Below are 22,218 nucleotides of genomic sequence, written 5' to 3'. Positions count from 1 at the left end.
AAAGGAATCTTGGTGTTTTATGTTCCTATTTATAAGATTGCTTCCTGCATCGCAAAGAAAGGATAATAACTGAATACATAATAGAATGCGCTGGACAATAAAACCTAAACCTAAACAAGAAGACATAGGCATTTTAGCCAATGAACTTCAGGTAGATGATTTGGTTGCGCAACTTCTTTTGCAAAGAGGAATTACTACGTTCGTAGAGGCAAAATCATTCTTTAGACCACAGTTAAGCGAGCTTCATGATCCCTTTTTAATGAAGGATATGGATATTGCCGTTAATAGAATTGAAGAAGCCATCGGTAATGGTGAAAATATTTTAGTTTTTGGCGATTACGACGTAGATGGTACTACTGCAGTTGCCTTGTTATCATCATACCTTTTAAGTTATTACCCAAATGTAGCAACGTATATTCCGGATCGTTATGATGAAGGATATGGAGTTTCGTTTAAGGGAATCGATTTTGCAGAGGATAACGGATTTTCTTTAATCGTTGCTCTAGACTGTGGTGTAAAGGCAATCGATAAGGTTGACTATGCAAAAGAAAAAAATATTGATTTTATTATTTGTGACCACCATAGACCTGGCACAATATTACCCAATGCTATAGCTGTTTTAGACCCTAAACGTAAAGATTGTTCATATCCCTACGATGAATTATGTGGCTGCGGTGTCGGTTTTAAACTAATTCAGGCATTAGGTTCGAGACGTGGAGAAACTATAGATGATTTAGTGTATTACCTTGATTTAGTGGCTACTGCAATAGGAGCGGACATTGTACCGATAACCGGAGAGAATAGAATTCTTGCTTATTATGGCCTACAGGTTATCAATCGACAACCTAGAATCGGTTTTAAGGCAATTATAGACCAGCTAAATAAAAAAGAGCTAACGATTACAGACGTTGTATTTATAATTGCACCAAGAATAAATGCTGCTGGGAGAATGAAACATGGTCAACATGCGGTAAATTTATTGACCGAAACCAATATGGACCAAGCGATAAAATTCGCTTTAGAAATAGAAAAATTCAACACTGATAGAAGAGGTCTAGATCAAGAAATTACCCAAGAAGCATTGGTTCAGATTCAAGAAAACGAAGAAGAAGAAGGCTTTACTTCTGTTGTGTATAAAGATACTTGGCATAAAGGGGTAATAGGTATTGTAGCATCTAGGCTTACCGAAACATATTATAGACCTACATTGGTTTTTACTAAAAGTGGCAATAAATTAGCAGCTTCGGCACGGTCTGTAAAAGGCTTTGATGTGTATAACGCGTTAGAAGGATGCGCAGATTATATAGAACAGTTTGGAGGACACAAATATGCGGCAGGTCTTACTATGCTTGAAGAGCAGTATCTAAATTTCAAGCATCAGTTTGAGAAGGTGGTCAAAGAAAGTATAGACCCACAATTACTTATTCCTGAGATTACTATTGATACGATAATAGAATTAAAAGAAATTACCCCTAAATTAATGCGAATATTAAAGCAGTTCGCACCATTTGGTCCTGGTAATATGTCACCTGTATTTATGGCTGAAAATATAAATGATACTGGCTATGCAAAAGGGGTGGGTGCAAATGCCGCACATTTAAAAATTTCTGTGGTACAGCAAGACCGCTATAAGATTGATGGTATCGGTTTTAATATGGGCGAAAAACTATCTTTAGTGACGAGTAGAAAACCATTTAATGCGGTATTTTCAATTGATGAGAACGAATGGCAGGGAAATGTAAGTCTGCAACTAAAGCTTAAGGACATAAAATGAAAATTAAATATATTGCTATTTGGGTTACCGATTTAGCAATAATGCGTGCTTTTTATGAAACCTATTTTAATGCAGTTTTAGAAAAAAAATACGTTAATCCTACCAAAAACTTTACATCTTATTTTTTACGTTTTAAACAAGGGTCAAGAATAGAATTAATGTATATCCATACATAAATACATCTTCTAACCCCAGTATAATAAACTCAGGTTATGCACATATGGCCATTTCATTGGGAGCAAAAGATAAGGTAGATTTATTGTTAATGGGTTAAGGGGCGATGGTTACACCATAATAGATTAGCCAAGAACAACGGTTGATGGGTATTACGAAAGTGTTATTCTTGATCCAGAAGGCAATCAAATCGGAATCACAATTTAAATTCATTATTTATAATAATTCTAAATAAGATTTATATATTTATATGAAATACTTAGATAGTTATGAATGAGATACAACCGATTTACCAAAATGATTTTGGTATAGCGTTTCAGTGGAAACACGATAAGCCCCAAAAAACAAAGAAAGTTCAATTGATTTTTAGAGATATTGGGTTGCTGTTAACACCTAACGAAATCCAATATTTTTCAAAATGTATAAATGAAACTTTGCAGAGCGGTAATGGTAAATTATGTGAAGACTGTAAAGTGAAAGGGGAATGTAGGTCATTGCTTTTAAATTCACCCGCCCATCAAATAACCTTTGCAGTAAGTTTTCATGAAGTATTAGAAATTAAAGATTTAATAAAGGGTACCCTATTTAAATTACAATTAGATTCTTTTTTTGATGAAATGGGAATCGATTAAGGGTTGAAAATTACATAGTACTTTTTAATTTTCTAAAGCAACAATAAGTTTCACTAACATGAAACGGCAGGTTTTTTATTAAATATCTTTGATTTTTATTTAGCTATTTACATATGAACGTAAATGATCCCTACGCAGCCTTAAGATATAAGGAATTCAATATTTTTCTTTTAGTTCGCTTCGCGATGGTTTTTGCATGGTCTATGCAGTTTATTGTCATAGAATGGCAAGTCTATACTATTACTAAAGACCCATTATCATTAGGTATTATTGGTTTAATGGAAGTTATACCTGCCGTGGGTATGGCGCTTTTTGCTGGTCATATTGTAGATCAAACAGAAAAACGGAATCTTTTAATGAAATGTATTTTAGGCTTTTCAGTAATAAGTTTTGGTTTGTTTTTGTTGAGTTTGCCTTCGGTTATAGAAACCTACGAAACCAAGGTGATACTTTACGGTATATATGCTTTGGTTTTTTTAGGTGGTTTGGTTCGTGCCTTTTTAGGCCCTACTATTTTCTCATTAATAGCTTTAATAGTTCCTAAGAAAATATACCCAAATGCCGCTACGTGGAGTAGTACCACTTGGCAAATGGCTTCAGTAATAGGTCCGGCTTTAGCTGGTTTTTCTATTAGTTTTATTGGGGTACATTGGTCTATGTGTGTTATATTCGGTTTTTCATTAATAGCTTTAGGAGCTCTTTTTAATATTTCAAAAAAACCAATTCTAAATCCTAAAATAGGCGAGCCAGTTTTTCAAAGTTTAAAAGAAGGGCTAAATTTTGTTTTTAGAACACGTGCTATATTGGGAGCTTTAACCCTAGATATGATTGCGGTATTATTTGGAGGTGCTGTAGCTCTACTGCCCATTTTCGCACAAGATATTTTACATGTAGGGTCAGAAGGTTTTGGTGTTTTAAGAGCTGCACCAGCAGTGGGTGCGGCTATTACCATGTTAGGGTCTACACGTTTTCCTTTGCATAAGAATGCAGGTAAGAAATTATTATTTGCAGTGTTTGGTTTTGGTATTTGTATGATCGTTTTTGGTCTTTCTACCTATTTTTGGTTATCGGTTATTGCATTGTTTTTAAGTGGCGCGGTAGATGGGGTTTCTATGATCATACGACAAACAATATTACAATTAAAGACTCCCGATAATATGCGAGGTCGTGTAGCTTCCGTAAATTCTATGTTCGTTGGGTCGTCAAATGAATTAGGAGCTTTTGAAAGTGGAGTAACCGCTAAATTAATGGGAACGGTAACGGCAGTTGTATTTGGAGGAACAATGACCTTGTTGACAGTGGGTATTACCGCTTTTGTATCCCCTGGTTTTAGAAGGCTCGATTTACAGAAAGATGTTGAAGAGCATGAAGGTTAGATATTTTAATATAAAGTATAAAAAAAAGTCCCTAATTAGGGACTTTTTTTTTTGTAGGTAATACTTAAGATTTGAGTTATTAAGTGGGGAAACTTGTAGGTTCTATTAAGATTTGGGACTCAATATTCTAACTAAATAACAATGTAAAGATATAACCAAGTCTTAGTTTTTTAAAACTAATGTTGTGAACTACTTAAAATATGTTGTAAGAAAAGGAGTACAATATGTTTAAACGATAAATAAGGATTAGAATGATTATTATGAGTGCTGTTTTAACGTGCTTAAATATTAAAATAGGGTTAACGGTGCTTTTATTTTTTAAATGATATTTTACTTTAAAGTAACTTTTAAAGATCATTTAAGAATTCATGCATATACAAAGAAGCCCCTAAAATAGGGGCTGCTCTTTAATGTAGGTAATACTTAAGATTTGAGTCATCAAGGAGGGAACTTATAGGTAATGTAAAGATTTGGGTTCAACATTATAACTTAACGACACTATAAAGATAAATTGAAGTGCTAGTTTTATAAAACTATTGTTGTGAACTCTTTAATTTTTATTGTAAGAAAAAGGTTACAAGTTGTTTTGACTATGGTAGGGTCAAAATAAAGTGATTATTTAAATTCTTTTAAGGTAAGTTTTTCTCCGTCAAATTCTGCGTAAGTATAAAAATTGACCCAATCTCCCAAATTAGTATACTTTGATTTTTCGTTTAACTTTATCTCCAGAGGAAGATGTCGATGTCCAAAAATGAAATGATCGTAATGTTGTTGTTCTAATTTTCTTTGGGCATATTGTACAAGCCATTCCTTCTCATCTCCTAAATATTTCGCATCATCATCACCAGAAATCAATTTATTTTTAACCGAGAAGTATTGCGCCAAGCGTACGCCAATGTCTGGGTGTAACCATTTAAAGAGCCATTTTGCAACAGGATTGGTAAATACCTTCTTCATGCGTTTGTATCCTTTGTCATCAGGGCCTAGACCATCACCATGACCAATAAAAAAGGAAGTACTATTAATGTTATATTGCCGCGGTTTGTGATAAACAGGAATATTAAGTTCATCCTCAAAGTAACCGTTCATCCAAAGGTCATGATTACCTACAAAATAATAAAGAGAAATTCCTGAATCAGAAAGTTCTGCTAATTTCCCCAGTGTTCTTGTAAATCCTTTAGGAATTACCGTTCTATATTCGAACCAAAAGTCGAATAGGTCGCCCATTAGAAAAATAACACCTGCATCAGCCTTAATAGAATCTAGCCAACTAACGAATTTCAATTCTCTATGCCTACTTTCTTCCATAGTAGGTGCACCTAGGTGGTTGTCGCTAGCAAAATATACTTTTTTCCCTTTCGGAAGTTTAATGTTCGTCATTAGGATGTAAATATATAAAAACTGTTTTGCGTATAAAGACGGAATAGAGTTCTAAATAAAATTTAGCTTCTGTATGAAAATAAATTTAAGCAGCTAAATCTTTTTCTATTAGTACCATTTTTATGGGTAGATGGTCGCTATAGCCATTTTGATTAAAAGTAGAAGAATTAGGTCTGCCCAAACTTGACCGTCTTTTAAAGGAGCCTGAAGTAAGCTCAGGATAATCTATAATAGAAATCGAACTCAATTTAAAGGGTAACGATGTTTTTTAAGATAGAATACTTTTTGAGATCATGAATTGGTCAAGTATATTATATTCGTTACCGAATACGAACGTGCCAATTTGTGCATCTAAAAACCGATGCATTGCATTATAGAAGTATTTTAGTCGTACGCGATTACTTTTTACCAGGGCCATATTATTAATTGCCATTAAATATAGTGTAATGCTCTTATTAAAGGAATTGTCATTAAAATCTCCCATCATCAGGATATTGGCATCTGCACTTTGTTCTTTATAGATTCTTTCAATCTAGTTAGATAAGTTTTCCGCTACCATAATTCTAAACGGTTCACTTTCTAATTCACCAAGAAGATCTAGACGGCCAATGGTTAAGTATGCAAATAAGCTTGTTCCCATTAGCAGTGTTAATATGAACTTGAAATAAATCTCGGGTAGTATTTCTTTTTATAATGCGAAGGCTAAAGGTTAATTGTTCAGGACCATATTTGGTTTTATCATAAATAAGGGCAGTATCAATACCTCGTTTATCACCTCCTTCAGATATGACAAAACCGTAATTTTTATTTAGGGCGGTGTTCATGGAAGTTATAAGCAGCTCAATAACATGTTCGTTTTCAACCTCGCAGACACCTAAAATATCCGGACCATTATTATCATTAAATTTTGAAATGACCGAAGTTAGATTGGCTATTTTTTTGTCAAGAATAATTGAATCCTAACCTTTAAGTTCCGAACCTAAATGGTTGTTTAGAAATTCACTTCTACGGGGTCAATTTTCGACATCAAACAAGTTTCCAAGATTCCACCAATAAATATGATGCTTTGCCATATTGTTATATAGTAAGGTATTACCCTTAAAATAATACAATAATTATAGATAAAAACGATGTTTACAGTTAAAGTTTGATGAAATTAATTATCACTAGCAAACCACTCTGCAAAAGAAGTGTCGGTTTCTTGTAGCTTAAGTGAGAACAACGAAATGTTTTTTGGAAGTCTAGCCTTTATCTTAGCGGCAAAATCAATAACCATATTCTCACTTGTAGGTTGGTAGTCAGCTAAGATTACATTATGGCCACGGTCTGTTAATTCTTTTGCCAATTCAACATGAGGCGTGTTTTTGTTGAAAACAGTGGCATGGTCGAATTTATCTACGATATCTTCTTTTACAATTTTTTTCAAATCCCCAAAATCAATGACCATTCCTAATTTTACATTAGAGGTATCCGTAATTGGTTTTCCAATAACCGTTACAGATAATTTATAGCTATGGCCATGTACGTTTCTACATTTTCCGTCATAGCCATAAAGTGCATGACCTGTTTCGAAATTAAACTGTTTGGTAATACGTATGTTGCCCATAGAATTCAATTAATAGACAAAGGTAGGGAAGTTTAAAAAGATTTAAACGTTAGAAATCAATCTAAAACAATTTCGGTATTACCTGAGATTAAGCTAACATGACAACAATCTGCAGCCACAACATATTCTTCATTTACAACTTCTTCATTAGATATGTAACCTTTAAAAGAAAGGGTTGCCGTTGAATTTTGATATTGAACTCTATGGGCGTCATTAAGAATAGGATAGAGACCTTGTTCTTTAAAATACTGATTTTCTACTTCGTTAAAATTTTCGACCAAGTTCTCGCCAGAATCAACATCGATTACTTCATAGCTATCTAATACTATTGTAGTACCTGATGTATTTATTACACTTACGGTAAGGGTCACAAAATTTTGTGTGCAAGCAATCATTGTGCAATCTTGCAGCGTAGTTTCATCTTTGTCGGTGCAAGAAGCAACCATTGAAAATGAAAAAAGAATTAGGGCAAATTTTGTGAACATAGCAATAGATTTTCTAATAGATGCACAAATACCTAATAGTTGCATTAGGTATAGAATTACCTTTTATACTTTTTTTTTGCGCGCACTTTATTCACAAAATAGAGTACTACGACGAAAAGGGCAAGGATAGGGAAAACGAGATTGCCGTTTAACATTTGAAAGAATTCCATAATAATGATTTAGAAACAAAACGAACCGCTGTTTCAGTTATTGTCTATTTTTTGAATTTTGATAGGGCATTGCGTGTAAAGTCAGAAAGGGCTAATTTTCCCGTTATGGCTGCACGATCAGTCAATAAGACGTCCCAATGTTCGGTGCCTTCCCATAAAACTTTCTTCCATTCGCTTAATGCATCAGGATTATAACTTACTAGTTTATGAATAAAGAAGTCTAATTCTTTGTCCATTTCTTGAGCAGATTCATACACTTTTGAAAACAAGCCTTTTTCTTGCGCCCAGTAAGCACTCTTCCACTCGGTAGGGGCCAGTGACAATTCTGCCAATGCAGCAGTGCCTATTTTTCGTTCTACAGCAGGTGCTATGACCAATGGAGCAATACCGATACTTAGTTCAGAAAGTTTAATAGATGCTTCAACATTAGAATATACATAGTCACAAGCTGCGGCAAGACCAACGCCACCGCCAACAGTTTTACCATGAACACGGCCAACAATCACTTTCTTGCATTTACGCATAGCGTTTATGACATGTGCAAAACCACTAAAAAAAGCTTTGCCCTCTTCTAAGTTCGAAACGGCTAATAATTCATCGAATGAAGCGCCTGCACAGAATGCTTTTTCACCTTCAGATTTTAAAAGGATAACCGATACACCCGCATTTTCGGATAGCTCATTTATAGTATCTGTAAGTCGGAGCAATAAATCTGCTACAAACGAATTGCTTGCTGGGTGGCCAAATTCTACATGTGCTACCTGACCATCTATTCGGGTGTATAAACTTCCATTTTCTCTTGTGGTAACCATAGCATTTTTTTTAACTCGATAATCAAGATTAAATACTTCGAGGTTTGCCTCGAAATTTTAAAGTAGTTTTCTTACGAATGCCTCGTGGGCTTGTTCCGAGGTAGTTTACACAAAATTACTGATTTTGCAATAAAGGTTTAAATTTTCTTCTAAACTTCCACACTAATGCTCCACCTCTTATTAACATCCATACGGTAAACGCCAGCCAAATACCGGTAAGTCCCCAGTTTAAATACTTCCCAATAAAAAGCATAGGTACAAAACCTAAAAAAGTGGCAACCAACAAAGTATTTCGTAAATACTTCATTTCGCCAAGACCTTTAAACACACCGTCTAGAACAAAAGCAATACTATTGGTAGGTAAGCCTAGTATTATGATATAAAAGATACTGTAAAATGCAGATAGCACTACACTTTCGTTAGAAAATAGACTACCCAAAGGTTTGTAGAAAATGGTAGCTAATGCCATAATTGCTAGGCTGACTATAAGCCCGAATCTGGTAATCTTTTTGGCTAATAGCCATAGTCCTTCATAATTTTTTTCTCCCAATAATCTACCGCCCATAATATTACCGGCAGCGCCATAGCCGTCTATGAAAAATGCGGAGAATAGCCAAAGATTTATGGCAATGGTATGTGCGCCAATATATTTGTCGCCTAATGCGGCCGCCTCCCTTACTGCTAATATTAAGGCGGTGTTTAATGCGACTGCCCTAACAAAAAGATTAAGGCTCATAATAACTAATCTCCCCAATTCTGTATGTAAAGGAAATTTGAGTTTCAAACTAATATCTGTCTTTTTCAATAGTAGGTAGAAAGCCATTAGTGCCATAATCGCTTGTGCAAGTAGACTCGCATAGGCAGCACCTTCTAAATACATGGGCTTAAGTATACCTTCAATGCCATAAACGAATGCAAAATCGAAAACCACATTTAGTAAAGCTCCGGTAATGGCGATGACCATGGGCCAATAGGTATTCTGTAAACCTCTAAAAATGCCCATAACAGCGAAAACGAATAGGGTTAAAGGAAAACCCCAAACACGAATGGAATAGTAACTAATACAATACTGAAGAATTTTCCCTTTAGCATTTAAAAGCTCAAAGATTTCTTGAATAACAAAAATTGTAGAGAGTAAAATAAGAATGCTCAAAGCAATGTTGAGGTAAATAGCTTGAGCCGGTAAGGTTTTGACTTCTTCTAATTTACCAGCACCTAAATATTGAGAAATTATGGCAGATATGGCGCTACGGGTTTGTCCAAGAATCCAAATAAGCATAGATAGAAAAGAGCCTACAATACCTGCAGCTGCCAAAGATTCTAGTCCGTCAACGGGAATGTTGCCCACAATAGCCGTATCGGTAATTGACAATAACGGTTCAGCAATACCAGCAATTGTTGCCGGAATAGCTAGTGCGTTTATAGATTTAAAATTAACGGAAGTTTTCAAAAAAGTAGGTTTCTATAATACGAGTTCATAGCAATGAAAAGGATGTTTGCTTTGCTTTGGAAAAAAGATATTTCCTAATTTGGTATAGCCACGTTGCTCGTAAAATTTCTGATTTCTCTTGTTTTGGCTAAAGGTGTCTAACCTCACGGATAGGGCATTTTGTTGTCTAGCAAAGTTTTCCCCGAAATCCATTAAGCGCTGTGCGAAACCCAGTCCTTGAAAATCAGGATGTACTCCTAAACGATGAATGTAGTAATTTGTGCCGTTTTCTGTCAGCCAGTCTACCGTGCGATACTCCTCGTCCATAAAAAGTGAAATGACTATGCATCCTACTATGTCATTATCTCGAAGAAACACATAAAGTTCATTACGTTCTATATCATTTTCAAATGCTTTTTTAGACGGATACTCGGTTGTCCATTGGTAAATTCCATTTGCTTCCATGGCTAATCTACAAGCATCGGTCATGGATAATATTTCAGGTATTTGCGATATCTTTGCCAGTTGAATCATAAAAGCGATTTATATAAATCGTAAATTTAGAGTAATAATCAACAATTTTTATCATGATGAATATTCTTGTTCCAATCGGAACCTCTTCTAATGCCAATGAAACCTTACAATATGCAGTGGATTTTGCAGCAGCTTTTGGTGCGAAAATTTATGTTATGGAGGTTTTCAACGTAACTGGAAAAACGGGTACGTTAACCAATGTTTCCCAAAAAATTGCCGAAAGTGGAAAGGAACGATTGAAAGAAATTATAGCACAAGTCAACACAAAAGAGGTATCTATAAAGATTGCAAGCTTTAATGGAGAGCTAAAAGACGGACTAAGAGAAATTGATAAAGAAATAGGAATTGATCTAATTATTTTGGCACCTAGAAGTAATGATATTCAAGAAGAATATTATCTAGGACAAACTTCAGGAACAATTATAAAAAGAACCAATATACCTACATTGATAGTGCCGAAAGGAACAACGTATAAATCGTTTAGTACTATTTTGGTTGCTTTTAAATCAGGTATTCTTAAAAGAAATAGGATTCTTGATCCGTTAATTGAAATAAAAAATAAGCATAAGTCCAAAGTAAATCTGTTATTGGTAAAAACACCAGGTTATTCTGATGATGACCTAAAAGTGAATACAGCTTTAATGGATATAAGCTCACAACTTACCTTGACCGAAAATTCTACAACGTATCATGGGGTATTGGAACATTTTCAGGCACAACACCCAGATTTACTTTGCGTTTTTAGAAGAAAAAGAGGTTTTTTTAAGAAAATGTGGGAGAAAAGCACCATACTTAAATCGGAATTTTATTCCCCTGTTCCTGTATTGGTACTAAGTGTAAAGAAAGATTAACAAGGATTTTGATAGGTTATGAAAAAGTAGTTCCTTTGAGCCTCTCAAAAAAGGGGGATTAGCTCAGTTGGCTAGAGCGCTTGCCTGGCAGGCAAGAGGTCACCGGTTCGAATCCGGTATTCTCCACCAGTAAACACGGGCCTTCACAGATGTGAGGGCTTTTTCATTTTTAGCAATGCACAGTTTGTGCACACTTTTGAAGATTCCTTCCTTTTGACGTAAAATTTAACATTAATTGGTCTTATTTGTACTAAAAGGAACTCATTTGAGTTTATTTAGCGTGGTATTTCCTACTTTTAGGATTGTTAAACTACATATTAATTAATGGCTTTATTTCAAACTTCCGTACTTAAAAATTACCTCAAGCAATTAGATGAAAAACAGTTAGTTAGGCTATTGATGGTTTTGTATTTCTTTTTTTTTGCTTATAGCTGGTTTGGATTGAAAGATAAAATAAAACTTAAACTCAAAAGTTTTGATAATGGGCTTAATAAATCTGTAGAAAGGAATCTAGATTGTTGCCAACAACTAATATACAACCGGATATGACAAAAACATATGATTTATGCGCTGATAATATGTTTAATTACGTATATTGTATGTGATTTAAAATTTTAACAATGGCTACAATTAGAAAATCATTGACTATCACCACGGCCCAAGAGCAATGGATTAAACTCCAAATTGAAAATGGAGGCTTTGCCAACGACAGTGAATATATGCGACATCTAATTCGTTTAGACGAAGAGCGCAATAGGGAATTCATAACTACCAAAGCAGCCATACAGGAAGGTTATGATAGCGGGGTGAGTTCTAAAAATAGATCGGTTGAAGAAATTATCGAGGCAGCTAAAAATCGTAAAACTAGGGAAAATGCCTAGTTACAATTTATCCTCAAAGGCAGATGGCGATATCGACGATATAGTAGATTATACTTTGGAGACCTGGGGGGAATCACAAACACATGATTATGTCACCGAGTTACTACAATTCTTGCAAACTCTCGCCGAAAATCCTGATCTTGGCCGTTCCGCTTCTGAATTTGCACCTCTGTTAAAAAGATTTAATTTTAAAGCACACACCATCTTTTACGAACCAACAAAACAGGGAATATACGTTGTTCGCATTTTAGTACAGATTAGAGATTTTAAGAGACATCTTTAGACACTAAGTTTTGCTATTGAAAGGAAAAAACATATTACTAATTTTAAATTTTTTGATGATATGATGACAGAGAAGGGCAATGATTATGGGCTATAGCGGACATTGTCATCATATCATCAAAGATTTGTGTAAAACTCATTGGCTATTGAAAGAAAAAAAATTGGCTAAGAAGCTCGTACCTTTCTCCATCCAACATTATTAATTGGTTCACTAAAGCAAATCGTTATCAATGACTTTTGGATTATATTCGGTTAAGCTGGCTTTTTTGATAAAGGCTATCCATTAAAATTTTCAAAAATATGGAATAGCATCTACCTAGTTACCTAAGGATGAAGAATGCCAACGGTACCTGTACCTCGTTTCAGGTAACTTCTATAAATCTATCTTACCTAAAGATTACCTATCCTACCGAAATGGTAACATAGGTCACATCAAAAAAACAAGTAACCTAAGCCAAAAGTCCCATAATTGCTAGAAAAGGTAAGAAGGTAGGTGAAATTGGATAAAATAAGCTGATGAAGAAAAAAGACCGTTAAATCGTTTTGATTTTCAACATTCGGTTTAAAAAAGTCGATGTAATAGAAATCTACTTTATACAATTAGTACTAGAGAAGAATTTATTTTTTTCTTCATCAGCATTTAAAAAATATTATAAGATGGAAAATTAGCCCCGGAACTATAAAAGTTACGGTGAAATAGGGGTCATGGAAGACCAAAAGTTATATCGGCGATCTGGCACTCAAAATGGGTTTGGTCAGGAAGCGCGAGATGTGTCTTTGTTGCCACAAAAACAAACTCGCTTTACTCCCGATGGTCGCAAAGTAATATGAATCGAAAAGAAAGAGTTCCAAATCAAAAGTAGCTTGCGCCCTATTTCGATTTTACTTTACGCTTATCTACCGGAACACTATAAAATCGAAACAGGATCCATGCGCAAGTAAGTTATGGTAAGATTTGGGATGATTCTCCTAAGCCACAATTCTTTCGTTAGCTTCGTCCAAAGTGTCATTGTCAAAACGTTTCAAGTAGATTTCGGTTGTTTTTAAAGAACTATGCCCTAGACCTTCACTAATGATAGCGGTAGAAATACCCATGAATTTTGCAATCGTAGCCCAAGAATGACGAATTGCATAGGTTGTAAAATGTTGCTCAATCCCAGCATCTACCGCAATTATCTTTAGCCTTTCGTTTACCCTTCTCCTAATGGTCTTATACTTTTCATATTTAGCTGTGCTACCGTCATAATTCGACGGGAATAGAAAATCATCATCTTTTTTGTTTTCTAAATAATGACCTAGAATTTCCTTCAACTCGGAAGTCAATTTAACCGATAAAGGATCACCAGTTTTACTTCTTCCATAAAATATTCTCTCTAGGCGAACATTTGATTTTTTAAGTTTTACTAAATCTATCAAATTCATTCCTCGACAATTGAACATAATAAGGGCATAGTTTTTAGTATGCCATAAGGCAGACCCTTTTTCGTAGTTTAATTTTCGAATATTTAGAAAGTCATCTTTGGAAATCGCTCTTTTCTTTGTTTGGTTGGAAGAAGGGATTTTATAGCGATGAAAAGGATTCTTGGCCACTTCTATTCTATCTTCGTTAATAGCTGCATTGTAAATGGCTCTAATCGCCCTTAGAACGGAGCTAATACTATTTGGTTTCACTCCTTCAGACTCTTTATGTATTTGATAGTCCTTGAGCATGGTCACATTGAGTTGATCTAACCTGAGATCCTTGTTATTATTAAATTTAATAAATGCTTTTATCCCGCTCTTATACCATTCTGCTGAGCTTGGCTTATTGGATTTAAGTTTTCTATCGATAATTACTTGGCCCCAATCTGTTAACATCAATCCGTTAGACATCTTACTTTTAAGTTCTGGACTTATCTGGTTTTCCCACTTCTTTTTGATTTCTTCAACCAATGTGTCTACGTCCAAATATTGAATGGCATCACCCAGCTCATTTATTAAGCTGCGGGCATCGTGAAGTTTATTATAAAGTATATAATTGATTTTTGAGCAGTCTAAGCCCTTATTAACCAAAACGGACCGCTTTAAAGAAATTGAGTTGGAATCCCAGCCACTTTTTGAAGTTTCATATGGTAATCTAATAATTCTAGGCTTAGCATGGAATACACGCAAAGCAATCGGAAAAAGTTTGGAAATAGCATTTTTCGATGATTTTCTTGTATCTAATATGAGCCTAACTTTAGCCATTTTTTGATGCTTAAACTACTTCAAGTTAGGAATAAAAATGCACACTTTGTGCACACTTTTATTTGTATTCAAATGAATTCATTTGAATACAAATCTTATTAAATAACTGAAAATCAGTAGAATGTATACAATTTTGATTTTGTTAAAAGTGTTAAATTGCGGACTGGCAGGCAAGAGGTCACCGGTTCGAATCCGGTATTCTCCACCAGTAAACACGGGCCTTCACAGATGTGAGGGCTTTTTCATTTTTAGCAATGCACAGTTTGTGCACACTTTTGAAGATTCCTTCCTTTTGACGTAAAATTTAACATTAATTGGTCTTATTTGTACTAAAAGGAACTCATTTGAGTTTATTTAGCGTGGTATTTCCTACTTTTAGGATTGTTAAACTACATATTAATTAATGGCTTTATTTCAAACTTCCGTACTTAAAAATTACCTCAAGCAATTAGATGAAAAACAGTTAGTTAGGCTATTGATGGTTTTGTATTTCTTTTTTTTTGCTTATAGCTGGTTTGGATTGAAAGATAAAATAAAACTTAAACTCAAAAGTTTTGATAATGGGCTTAATAAATCTGTAGAAAGGAATCTAGATTGTTGCCAACAACTAATATACAACCGGATATGACAAAAACATATGATTTATGCGCTGATAATATGTTTAATTACGTATATTGTATGTGATTTAAAATTTTAACAATGGCTACAATTAGAAAATCATTGACTATCACCACGGCCCAAGAGCAATGGATTAAACTCCAAATTGAAAATGGAGGCTTTGCCAACGACAGTGAATATATGCGACATCTAATTCGTTTAGACGAAGAGCGCAATAGGGAATTCATAACTACCAAAGCAGCCATACAGGAAGGTTATGATAGCGGGGTGAGTTCTAAAAATAGATCGGTTGAAGAAATTATCGAGGCAGCTAAAAATCGTAAAACTAGGGAAAATGCCTAGTTACAATTTATCCTCAAAGGCAGATGGCGATATCGACGATATAGTAGATTATACTTTGGAGACCTGGGGGGAATCACAAACACATGATTATGTCACCGAGTTACTACAATTCTTGCAAACTCTCGCCGAAAATCCTGATCTTGGCCGTTCCGCTTCTGAATTTGCACCTCTGTTAAAAAGATTTAATTTTAAAGCACACACCATCTTTTACGAACCAACAAAACAGGGAATATACGTTGTTCGCATTTTAGTACAGATTAGAGATTTTAAGAGACATCTTTAGACACTAAGTTTTGCTATTGAAAGGAAAAAACATATTACTAATTTTAAATTTTTTGATGATATGATGACAGAGAAGGGCAATGATTATGGGCTATAGCGGACATTGTCATCATATCATCAAAGATTTGTGTAAAACTCATTGGCTATTGAAAGAAAAAAAATTGGCTAAGAAGCTCGTACCTTTCTCCATCCAACATTATTAATTGGTTCACTAAAGCAAATCGTTATCAATGACTTTTGGATTATATTCGGTTAAGCTGGCTTTTTTGATAAAGGCTATCCATTAAAATTTTCAAAAATATGGAATAGCATCTACCTAGTTACCTAAGGATGAAGAATGCCAACGGTACCTGTACCTCGTTTCAGGTAACTTCTATAAATCTATCTTACCTAAAGATTACCTATCCTACCGAAATGGTAACATAGGTCACATCAAAAAAACAAGTAACCTAAGCCAAAAGTCCCATAATTGCTAGAAAAGGTAAGAAGGTAGGTGAAATTGGATAAAATAAGCTGATGAAGAAAAAAGACCGTTAAATCGTTTTGATTTTCAACATTCGGTTTAAAAAAGTCGATGTAATAGAAATCTACTTTATACAATTAGTACTAGAGAAGAATTTATTTTTTTCTTCATCAGCATTTAAAAAATATTATAAGATGGAAAATTAGCCCCGGAACTATAAAAGTTACGGTGAAATAGGGGTCATGGAAGACCAAAAGTTATATCGGCGATCTGGCACTCAAAATGGGTTTGGTCAGGAAGCGCGAGATGTGTCTTTGTTGCCACAAAAACAAACTCGCTTTACTCCCGATGGTCGCAAAGTAATATGAATCGAAAAGAAAGAGTTCCAAATCAAAAGTAGCTTGCGCCCTATTTCGATTTTACTTTACGCTTATCTACCGGAACACTATAAAATCGAAACAGGATCCATGCGCAAGTAAGTTATGGTAAGATTTGGGATGATTCTCCTAAGCCACAATTCTTTCGTTAGCTTCGTCCAAAGTGTCATTGTCAAAACGTTTCAAGTAGATTTCGGTTGTTTTTAAAGAACTATGCCCTAGACCTTCACTAATGATAGCGGTAGAAATACCCATGAATTTTGCAATCGTAGCCCAAGAATGACGAATTGCATAGGTTGTAAAATGTTGCTCAATCCCAGCATCTACCGCAATTATCTTTAGCCTTTCGTTTACCCTTCTCCTAATGGTCTTATACTTTTCATATTTAGCTGTGCTACCGTCATAATTCGACGGGAATAGAAAATCATCATCTTTTTTGTTTTCTAAATAATGACCTAGAATTTCCTTCAACTCGGAAGTCAATTTAACCGATAAAGGATCACCAGTTTTACTTCTTCCATAAAATATTCTCTCTAGGCGAACATTTGATTTTTTAAGTTTTACTAAATCTATCAAATTCATTCCTCGACAATTGAACATAATAAGGGCATAGTTTTTAGTATGCCATAAGGCAGACCCTTTTTCGTAGTTTAATTTTCGAATATTTAGAAAGTCATCTTTGGAAATCGCTCTTTTCTTTGTTTGGTTGGAAGAAGGGATTTTATAGCGATGAAAAGGATTCTTGGCCACTTCTATTCTATCTTCGTTAATAGCTGCATTGTAAATGGCTCTAATCGCCCTTAGAACGGAGCTAATACTATTTGGTTTCACTCCTTCAGACTCTTTATGTATTTGATAGTCCTTGAGCATGGTCACATTGAGTTGATCTAACCTGAGATCCTTGTTATTATTAAATTTAATAAATGCTTTTATCCCGCTCTTATACCATTCTGCTGAGCTTGGCTTATTGGATTTAAGTTTTCTATCGATAATTACTTGGCCCCAATCTGTTAACATCAATCCGTTAGACATCTTACTTTTAAGTTCTGGACTTATCTGGTTTTCCCACTTCTTTTTGATTTCTTCAACCAATGTGTCTACGTCCAAATATTGAATGGCATCACCCAGCTCATTTATTAAGCTGCGGGCATCGTGAAGTTTATTATAAAGTATATAATTGATTTTTGAGCAGTCTAAGCCCTTATTAACCAAAACGGACCGCTTTAAAGAAATTGAGTTGGAATCCCAGCCACTTTTTGAAGTTTCATATGGTAATCTAATAATTCTAGGCTTAGCATGGAATACACGCAAAGCAATCGGAAAAAGTTTGGAAATAGCATTTTTCGATGATTTTCTTGTATCTAATATGAGCCTAACTTTAGCCATTTTTTGATGCTTAAACTACTTCAAGTTAGGAATAAAAATGCACACTTTGTGCACACTTTTATTTGTATTCAAATGAATTCATTTGAATACAAATCTTATTAAATAACTGAAAATCAGTAGAATGTATACAATTTTGATTTTGTTAAAAGTGTTAAATTGCGGACTGGCAGGCAAGAGGTCACCGGTTCGAATCCGGTATTCTCCACTAATAACAGTAAGGCTTCAAGAGTTTTAGACTTTTGGAGCTTTTTTTTGGTGTGAAATTATAAAAGGAAATGGCTTTCAAAATAAGGTAGATTCGTATTCAAAAATTTTTATCAATTATTATTTATTTTTTCTAAAAAAGATACCATTAATGGTTGCTTTATAAAAAATGAAATCAATTTTATTTGACTTGATATAAATGAAGAATTGTATCATTTCATTTTAGGGAAAATAAAGGATGAACAAGTAGCAAAGGACATAAATCAAGATGTTTTCCTCAAAATTCAGACCATTTAAAACAGTCTTGTGGCAAGTTCGGCAATATAAATACGCCAGTTTTTCCAGATATGGCCGCCTTCCGTTTCAACGTATTCAGATTTCATATCCAAGTCGTCCAATTTTTTTTGAATTTTTGATTGGTATCATAAAGAAAATCGGTTTTGCCAATGGCGGTTCGGTAGAGCTTTATGCCATTTTCCTTTTGGGTTTTAGGGTTTCCCCGATTGCACTGTTAACTTCTTAAGGTTTATTCTCTTTAAATTGATAGTATAATCAGGATCCACAAAAGAGAATAAAATGAAAAAAGTAATTGTATAGGGTGCTTCGTGAGGGTTTGGTTTAAAAGTTTATAAATGCCCTAAAATGTAAAGGACGTTCCGTTGAACCTGTTGGAAGAAACAAAAGAATAATTGCGAACGATATGTCCAATTCAAACGTTGTGGAGGCCGATATTTTTGATTATCCAAAAGTTAAAAATGCGATTACCGGCCAGGATAACGTGTATATTAATTTTGCGGGTGACTTGGAAAGGATGGGAAAGAATATTGTGAAGGCCATGCAACAAACTTGCGTTAAAAGGGTCATCGCCCTTAAATTCATTGGTGTTTATGACATTCCTTTAAAATCGATATTGATTCCATATAGAAAGTTAGTGGATATAATAGAAGGGTCAGGAATTGATTATACCATTCTTAGACCTGATTGGTTTACCAATGGAAATGAAATTGATTATGCTATTACACAAAAAGGGACACCAAATTTAGGATCCGCCATCTCTAGTAAAAGTATAGCCGCATTTATAGCAAAGCTCGTCCAAGACCCGAAACTATAATAAATGAAAATTTGGGAATAAGTAGTTAAAATTAAAAAAGGACACAAGCGAAAGGATAACGACTATCAATTGGCTTAGCGAAGTGGCTTCCCAATACTGTTCGAATTACAGTATAGGACTAAATTTATTTTCTTTAGAACGGATATCAGAAAAGCCGACAAAGAAATAATCCTAAAATTAAATACCTATTTCAGAAAAAAATAAATAATATTGGAATGCAAAAGGAATTTCTTTAGACCATTGGTGGCAATACTTATGACAATAGGCGAAAGTACCTGTCCATTTATTCACAACCACTATTTAATTAATGAAGATTTCATCAATATAATTATTTCTAAAAACCAATAGCAATATGTACCAACTCGTTAAAGGCATAAAAATAGTTAGTAACAAGGCAGTAAAAAGGAGATTCCTTTTTTTATCTCTACTAGCAATCTCATCTTATAGTTTTGCCCAAGAAGTTGGTCAAACGGAGCGTTTGGTCTCACCCGAATTAAAAGATGACAATTCTGTTGTCTTTCGCATAAAGGCACCTAAGGCCGAAAAAGTAGGTCTTTCTGGAAATTGGATGCCGATGGTTCCCAACGGTGAACAAGGCATGATAAGACAAACCGTAGATCTTACCAAAGACGATCAGGGGGTATGGTCGGCCGAGGTCTTACCGCTGGCACCAGAGCTGTACGGATATACATTTTTGGTCGATGATGTTAATACTTTGGATCCTTCCAACTTGAAAGTGGCCCGTGACGGAACTTTCAGAACGGAAAGTTTACTTTACGTTCCTGGGGAAGCTTCAGACCTTTATTGGGCCAAAACAGGTCCAAAAGGGAGTGTACATGTAATTTGGTACGATTCCCCTACCTTAAGCCTTACCCGACGAATGTTTGTGTACACTCCGCCGGGTTATCATTCATCAAATGAAAATTATCCTGTTCTTTATTTACTTCATGGAGGTGGTGGTGATGAGGAAGCATGGCCTACCCTTGGTGTGGCACCCACTATTTTAGACAACCTTATTAACAGTGGTAAGGCAGAACCCATGATCGTGGTAATGACCAACGGTAATCCGTCACAAGCCGCTGCCTTAACGGTAACACCTAAATTGCCAAATGTAGATCAGTCGGGAAGAGGCATGGCCAGTATGCTATTTGAAAAAAGTTTGGTACACGATGTGATTCCTTATATCGAAACTAATTTTAGGGCAAAAACCGATAAGGCAAACCGCGCCCTTACAGGATTGAGTATGGGAGGCTTGCAAACCATGAATACCTCTTTTGAAAACCCAGAACTGTTCAATTATATCGGTGTGATGAGTATGGGTTTTGCTGATTTGAGCCGATTCGGAATTGAAGTGGACCACTCGAAACGGGCACAGCAAATCTTGGCACTTAAAGAAGTAAATCCAAAATTATACTGGATTGCCTGCGGGAAGGATGACTTTCTATATGAAAGTGTAGTGACCATGCGCGAGGAATTGGACAAGCAGGATTTTAATTATACCTATAGAGAAAGTACCGGCGGGCACACTTGGACCAACTGGCGAATTTATCTTTCTGAATTTGCCCCCATGTTATTTAAATAAACGGAAGCTGTCTTAGACGCGACAAGCACTCCAAATACATTAGTTTGGGGAACAATTCTTCAAAAAGTTAGGTTATAGCGCAAGTAACTCTACGCCTTTTTGAAGAATTGTTTTTTTTTAGAGAACGGATACTTACAACTTGAAATGACCAAAGATGGGCGGGAGGCTTGTTCATTCAGGTCAATAGAACATGCTAAGGATGCTTATGTTTATGTTTTTAATGAAGATGGTATTCAAACTTTAATCCCTTTGATCATACCTGTGAAAAGAGTAAAAAACAGCCTTTCCTAGTACCATTTTATAGGGAGTCTCCTTATTAAATATGTCAATTCAAATGCCTAAATTCACTAGGCGAATGTCCTACACGTTGTTTGAACAACCTTGTAAAATGCTGTGGATATTTAAAACCAAGTTCAAACGCTATTTCGCTAACGGATTTTGATGTATCGAACACCCTTTCCTTGGCAACTTCTATCAATTTGTTTTGGATATACTCCTGGGCCGATTTCCCGGTTTCCTTTTTTACCAAATCCCCAAAATAGTTGGGCGACAAGTGTAGTCGCTCTGCAAAATAAAATACGGAAGGTGTACCATGTTCTTGTGGCTTTTCCGATGCAAAATAATCGTTCAATAAGTCATCGAATTTTTCCATGGAGCCGACATTCTCAAGCTCACGGGTTAAGAACTGACGGTCATAAAAACGCATACAATAGTCCAAAAAGAGTTCAATATTACTTACAATCAGCTTTCTACTATGCTTGTCTAAATTCTGTTCAAGTTCATATTGAATTTTCTCGAGTAAACTCAATAGCATCTTGCGTTCTTTGGCTGAAAGGTGCAGGGCTTCCGTTACGGAATAAGAGAAAAAATTATATTCTTGAATTTTTCGGCCCAATTCAGTACCTAGTAATAGATCAGGATGAAAAAGTAGAACATAACCCTTTGGTCTATAGTTAGGTCTATCATATGATAGGGCTACAACCTGCTCGGGACCTAAAAAAACCAAAGTACCCTCATCGTAATCGTAGTCCTTTCCTCCATATTTTAATTTGCAACCCTTGGCATCCTTTATGAAGACGGCATAACAATTAAATCTTAGGCCATCAAAATTAGAGATTACTTGAGCTTCCTCTTCCACGTCCTTAAAATCGATTACACCTACCAATGGGTGTAACACCTCTTGTTTTCTTAGTGAAAGATAATCTCCTACTTTATTGATATTTAAGATATTTTTCATGCGA

22 protein-coding genes and 1 tRNA gene are annotated in these 22,218 nt (G+C 35.1%); 12 read left to right on the top strand and 11 right to left on the bottom strand.

Translation table 11 applies throughout. The features are described from left to right. Nucleotides 1–85: 85 nt before the first annotated feature. The 4 genes from recJ (at nucleotide 86) to AACZ49_RS15180 (ending at nucleotide 3,956) form a co-directional block, all read left to right on the top strand. A complete protein-coding gene (recJ, locus tag AACZ49_RS15195; protein WP_339656682.1) occupies nucleotides 86–1,774 on the top strand; it encodes a single-stranded-DNA-specific exonuclease RecJ in 1,689 nt (562 codons plus the stop codon). Further along, complete coding sequence (locus AACZ49_RS15190) at nucleotides 1,771–1,950, top strand: VOC family protein (RefSeq protein WP_339656680.1); 180 nt, start codon at nucleotides 1,771–1,773, stop codon at nucleotides 1,948–1,950. The genes recJ and AACZ49_RS15190 overlap by 4 nt, the downstream gene beginning before the upstream one ends. A gap of 267 nt (nucleotides 1,951–2,217) precedes the next feature. Beyond that, on the top strand, nucleotides 2,218–2,580 hold the full coding sequence (locus AACZ49_RS15185; RefSeq protein ID WP_339656678.1) for a hypothetical protein: 363 nt from the start codon (nucleotides 2,218–2,220) through the stop codon (nucleotides 2,578–2,580). A gap of 113 nt (nucleotides 2,581–2,693) precedes the next feature. Further along, on the top strand, nucleotides 2,694–3,956 hold the full coding sequence (locus AACZ49_RS15180) for an MFS transporter (RefSeq protein WP_339656676.1): 1,263 nt from the start codon (nucleotides 2,694–2,696) through the stop codon (nucleotides 3,954–3,956). 615 nt (nucleotides 3,957–4,571) lie between these two features. On the opposite strand, the gene AACZ49_RS15175 is transcribed toward AACZ49_RS15180, so the two are convergent. From AACZ49_RS15175 to AACZ49_RS15140, 8 genes are all read right to left on the bottom strand, one after another. Next, entirely contained in the window at nucleotides 4,572–5,327 is a 756-nt protein-coding gene (locus AACZ49_RS15175; protein ID WP_339656821.1) for a UDP-2,3-diacylglucosamine diphosphatase, read from the bottom strand. A gap of 94 nt (nucleotides 5,328–5,421) precedes the next feature. Then, complete coding sequence (locus tag AACZ49_RS15170) at nucleotides 5,422–5,583, bottom strand: hypothetical protein (protein WP_339656674.1); 162 nt, start codon at nucleotides 5,581–5,583, stop codon at nucleotides 5,422–5,424. Between the two features lie 337 nt (nucleotides 5,584–5,920). Continuing rightward, nucleotides 5,921–6,271 carry a hypothetical protein gene (locus AACZ49_RS15165; protein ID WP_339656819.1) on the bottom strand — a complete coding sequence of 117 codons (351 nt, stop codon included), beginning with the start codon at nucleotides 6,269–6,271 and terminating at the stop codon, nucleotides 5,921–5,923. 221 nt (nucleotides 6,272–6,492) lie between these two features. Continuing rightward, entirely contained in the window at nucleotides 6,493–6,942 is a 450-nt protein-coding gene (locus AACZ49_RS15160; protein ID WP_339656672.1) for a 6-carboxytetrahydropterin synthase, read from the bottom strand. 56 nt (nucleotides 6,943–6,998) lie between these two features. After that, nucleotides 6,999–7,472, bottom strand: coding sequence for a hypothetical protein (locus AACZ49_RS15155; protein ID WP_339656670.1), 474 nt, complete (start codon nucleotides 7,470–7,472; stop codon nucleotides 6,999–7,001). A gap of 169 nt (nucleotides 7,473–7,641) precedes the next feature. After that, nucleotides 7,642–8,409: an enoyl-CoA hydratase/isomerase family protein gene (locus AACZ49_RS15150; protein WP_339656668.1), complete on the bottom strand. Its 768-nt coding sequence runs from the start codon at nucleotides 8,407–8,409 to the stop codon at nucleotides 7,642–7,644. 115 nt (nucleotides 8,410–8,524) lie between these two features. Next, a complete protein-coding gene (locus tag AACZ49_RS15145) occupies nucleotides 8,525–9,859 on the bottom strand; it encodes an MATE family efflux transporter (RefSeq protein ID WP_339656666.1) in 1,335 nt (444 codons plus the stop codon). A 12-nt stretch (nucleotides 9,860–9,871) separates the two neighbouring features. Next, nucleotides 9,872–10,372 (bottom strand): GNAT family N-acetyltransferase, encoded by a 501-nt coding sequence (locus AACZ49_RS15140; RefSeq protein WP_339656664.1) that lies wholly within the window; start codon nucleotides 10,370–10,372, stop codon nucleotides 9,872–9,874. Between the two features lie 53 nt (nucleotides 10,373–10,425). On the opposite strand from AACZ49_RS15140, the gene AACZ49_RS15135 reads away from it, so the two are divergent. The 4 genes from AACZ49_RS15135 to AACZ49_RS15120 all read left to right on the top strand — a co-directional run bounded on the left by AACZ49_RS15135 (nucleotide 10,426) and on the right by AACZ49_RS15120 (nucleotide 12,387). Beyond that, nucleotides 10,426–11,223, top strand: a complete 798-nt coding sequence (locus AACZ49_RS15135; protein WP_339656662.1) for a universal stress protein — start codon at nucleotides 10,426–10,428, stop codon at nucleotides 11,221–11,223. Nucleotides 11,224–11,275: 52 nt separating this feature from the next. Then, nucleotides 11,276–11,352, top strand: a tRNA-Ala gene (locus AACZ49_RS15130). 491 nt (nucleotides 11,353–11,843) lie between these two features. Beyond that, nucleotides 11,844–12,104 (top strand): type II toxin-antitoxin system ParD family antitoxin, encoded by a 261-nt coding sequence (locus AACZ49_RS15125; RefSeq protein ID WP_339625829.1) that lies wholly within the window; start codon nucleotides 11,844–11,846, stop codon nucleotides 12,102–12,104. Further along, nucleotides 12,097–12,387, top strand: a complete 291-nt coding sequence (locus AACZ49_RS15120) for a type II toxin-antitoxin system RelE/ParE family toxin (RefSeq protein ID WP_339625827.1) — start codon at nucleotides 12,097–12,099, stop codon at nucleotides 12,385–12,387. The genes AACZ49_RS15125 and AACZ49_RS15120 overlap by 8 nt, the downstream gene beginning before the upstream one ends. A 968-nt stretch (nucleotides 12,388–13,355) precedes the next feature. On the opposite strand, the gene AACZ49_RS15115 is transcribed toward AACZ49_RS15120, so the two are convergent. After that, nucleotides 13,356–14,612 (bottom strand): tyrosine-type recombinase/integrase, encoded by a 1,257-nt coding sequence (locus AACZ49_RS15115; RefSeq protein WP_339656660.1) that lies wholly within the window; start codon nucleotides 14,610–14,612, stop codon nucleotides 13,356–13,358. Nucleotides 14,613–15,311: 699 nt separating this feature from the next. Between AACZ49_RS15115 and AACZ49_RS15110 the strand changes: the two genes are divergently transcribed. Further along, on the top strand, nucleotides 15,312–15,572 hold the full coding sequence (locus AACZ49_RS15110; protein ID WP_339625829.1) for a type II toxin-antitoxin system ParD family antitoxin: 261 nt from the start codon (nucleotides 15,312–15,314) through the stop codon (nucleotides 15,570–15,572). Further along, nucleotides 15,565–15,855 carry a type II toxin-antitoxin system RelE/ParE family toxin gene (locus AACZ49_RS15105; RefSeq protein WP_339625827.1) on the top strand — a complete coding sequence of 97 codons (291 nt, stop codon included), beginning with the start codon at nucleotides 15,565–15,567 and terminating at the stop codon, nucleotides 15,853–15,855. Before AACZ49_RS15110 ends, AACZ49_RS15105 begins: the two co-directional genes overlap by 8 nt. Before the next feature lie 968 nt (nucleotides 15,856–16,823). On the opposite strand, the gene AACZ49_RS15100 is transcribed toward AACZ49_RS15105, so the two are convergent. Next, nucleotides 16,824–18,080, bottom strand: a complete 1,257-nt coding sequence (locus AACZ49_RS15100; RefSeq protein ID WP_339656660.1) for a tyrosine-type recombinase/integrase — start codon at nucleotides 18,078–18,080, stop codon at nucleotides 16,824–16,826. An 832-nt stretch (nucleotides 18,081–18,912) separates the two neighbouring features. Here AACZ49_RS15100 and AACZ49_RS15095 point away from each other — a divergent pair. Then, nucleotides 18,913–19,395, top strand: a complete 483-nt coding sequence (locus AACZ49_RS15095) for an NAD(P)H-binding protein (protein WP_339656817.1) — start codon at nucleotides 18,913–18,915, stop codon at nucleotides 19,393–19,395. Between the two features lie 352 nt (nucleotides 19,396–19,747). Continuing rightward, nucleotides 19,748–20,977, top strand: a complete 1,230-nt coding sequence (locus AACZ49_RS15090; RefSeq protein WP_339656658.1) for an alpha/beta hydrolase-fold protein — start codon at nucleotides 19,748–19,750, stop codon at nucleotides 20,975–20,977. Nucleotides 20,978–21,302: 325 nt separating this feature from the next. Here the strand turns inward: AACZ49_RS15090 and AACZ49_RS15085 are convergent, their stop codons facing one another. Further along, the gene (locus tag AACZ49_RS15085) at nucleotides 21,303–22,214 is read right to left on the bottom strand and encodes a helix-turn-helix domain-containing protein (RefSeq protein ID WP_339656656.1); all 912 of its coding nucleotides are present in this window, start codon (nucleotides 22,212–22,214) and stop codon (nucleotides 21,303–21,305) included. Nucleotides 22,215–22,218 lie beyond the last annotated feature (4 nt).

The organism is uncultured Maribacter sp. (assembly GCF_963975365.1).
Classification (GTDB): Bacteria; Bacteroidota; Bacteroidia; order Flavobacteriales; family Flavobacteriaceae; genus Maribacter.
Note: the sequence above shows the minus strand (reverse complement) of the source record. Positions and strands in the feature narration are given on the sequence as shown.

Coding starts and splice junctions, on each gene's coding strand:
- recJ (WP_339656682.1), top strand. CDS start 86: ATGCGCTGGACAATAAAACCTAAACCTAAACAAGAAGACATAGGCATT.
- AACZ49_RS15190 (WP_339656680.1), top strand. CDS start 1,771: ATGAAAATTAAATATATTGCTATTTGGGTTACCGATTTAGCAATAATG.
- AACZ49_RS15185 (WP_339656678.1), top strand. CDS start 2,218: ATGAATGAGATACAACCGATTTACCAAAATGATTTTGGTATAGCGTTT.
- AACZ49_RS15180 (WP_339656676.1), top strand. CDS start 2,694: ATGAACGTAAATGATCCCTACGCAGCCTTAAGATATAAGGAATTCAAT.
- AACZ49_RS15160 (WP_339656672.1), bottom strand. CDS start 6,942: ATGGGCAACATACGTATTACCAAACAGTTTAATTTCGAAACAGGTCAT.
- AACZ49_RS15155 (WP_339656670.1), bottom strand. CDS start 7,472: ATGCAACTATTAGGTATTTGTGCATCTATTAGAAAATCTATTGCTATG.
- AACZ49_RS15150 (WP_339656668.1), bottom strand. CDS start 8,409: ATGGTTACCACAAGAGAAAATGGAAGTTTATACACCCGAATAGATGGT.
- AACZ49_RS15140 (WP_339656664.1), bottom strand. CDS start 10,372: ATGATTCAACTGGCAAAGATATCGCAAATACCTGAAATATTATCCATG.
- AACZ49_RS15135 (WP_339656662.1), top strand. CDS start 10,426: ATGATGAATATTCTTGTTCCAATCGGAACCTCTTCTAATGCCAATGAA.
- AACZ49_RS15125 (WP_339625829.1), top strand. CDS start 11,844: ATGGCTACAATTAGAAAATCATTGACTATCACCACGGCCCAAGAGCAA.
- AACZ49_RS15120 (WP_339625827.1), top strand. CDS start 12,097: ATGCCTAGTTACAATTTATCCTCAAAGGCAGATGGCGATATCGACGAT.
- AACZ49_RS15115 (WP_339656660.1), bottom strand. CDS start 14,612: ATGGCTAAAGTTAGGCTCATATTAGATACAAGAAAATCATCGAAAAAT.
- AACZ49_RS15110 (WP_339625829.1), top strand. CDS start 15,312: ATGGCTACAATTAGAAAATCATTGACTATCACCACGGCCCAAGAGCAA.
- AACZ49_RS15105 (WP_339625827.1), top strand. CDS start 15,565: ATGCCTAGTTACAATTTATCCTCAAAGGCAGATGGCGATATCGACGAT.
- AACZ49_RS15100 (WP_339656660.1), bottom strand. CDS start 18,080: ATGGCTAAAGTTAGGCTCATATTAGATACAAGAAAATCATCGAAAAAT.
- AACZ49_RS15090 (WP_339656658.1), top strand. CDS start 19,748: ATGTACCAACTCGTTAAAGGCATAAAAATAGTTAGTAACAAGGCAGTA.
- AACZ49_RS15085 (WP_339656656.1), bottom strand. CDS start 22,214: ATGAAAAATATCTTAAATATCAATAAAGTAGGAGATTATCTTTCACTA.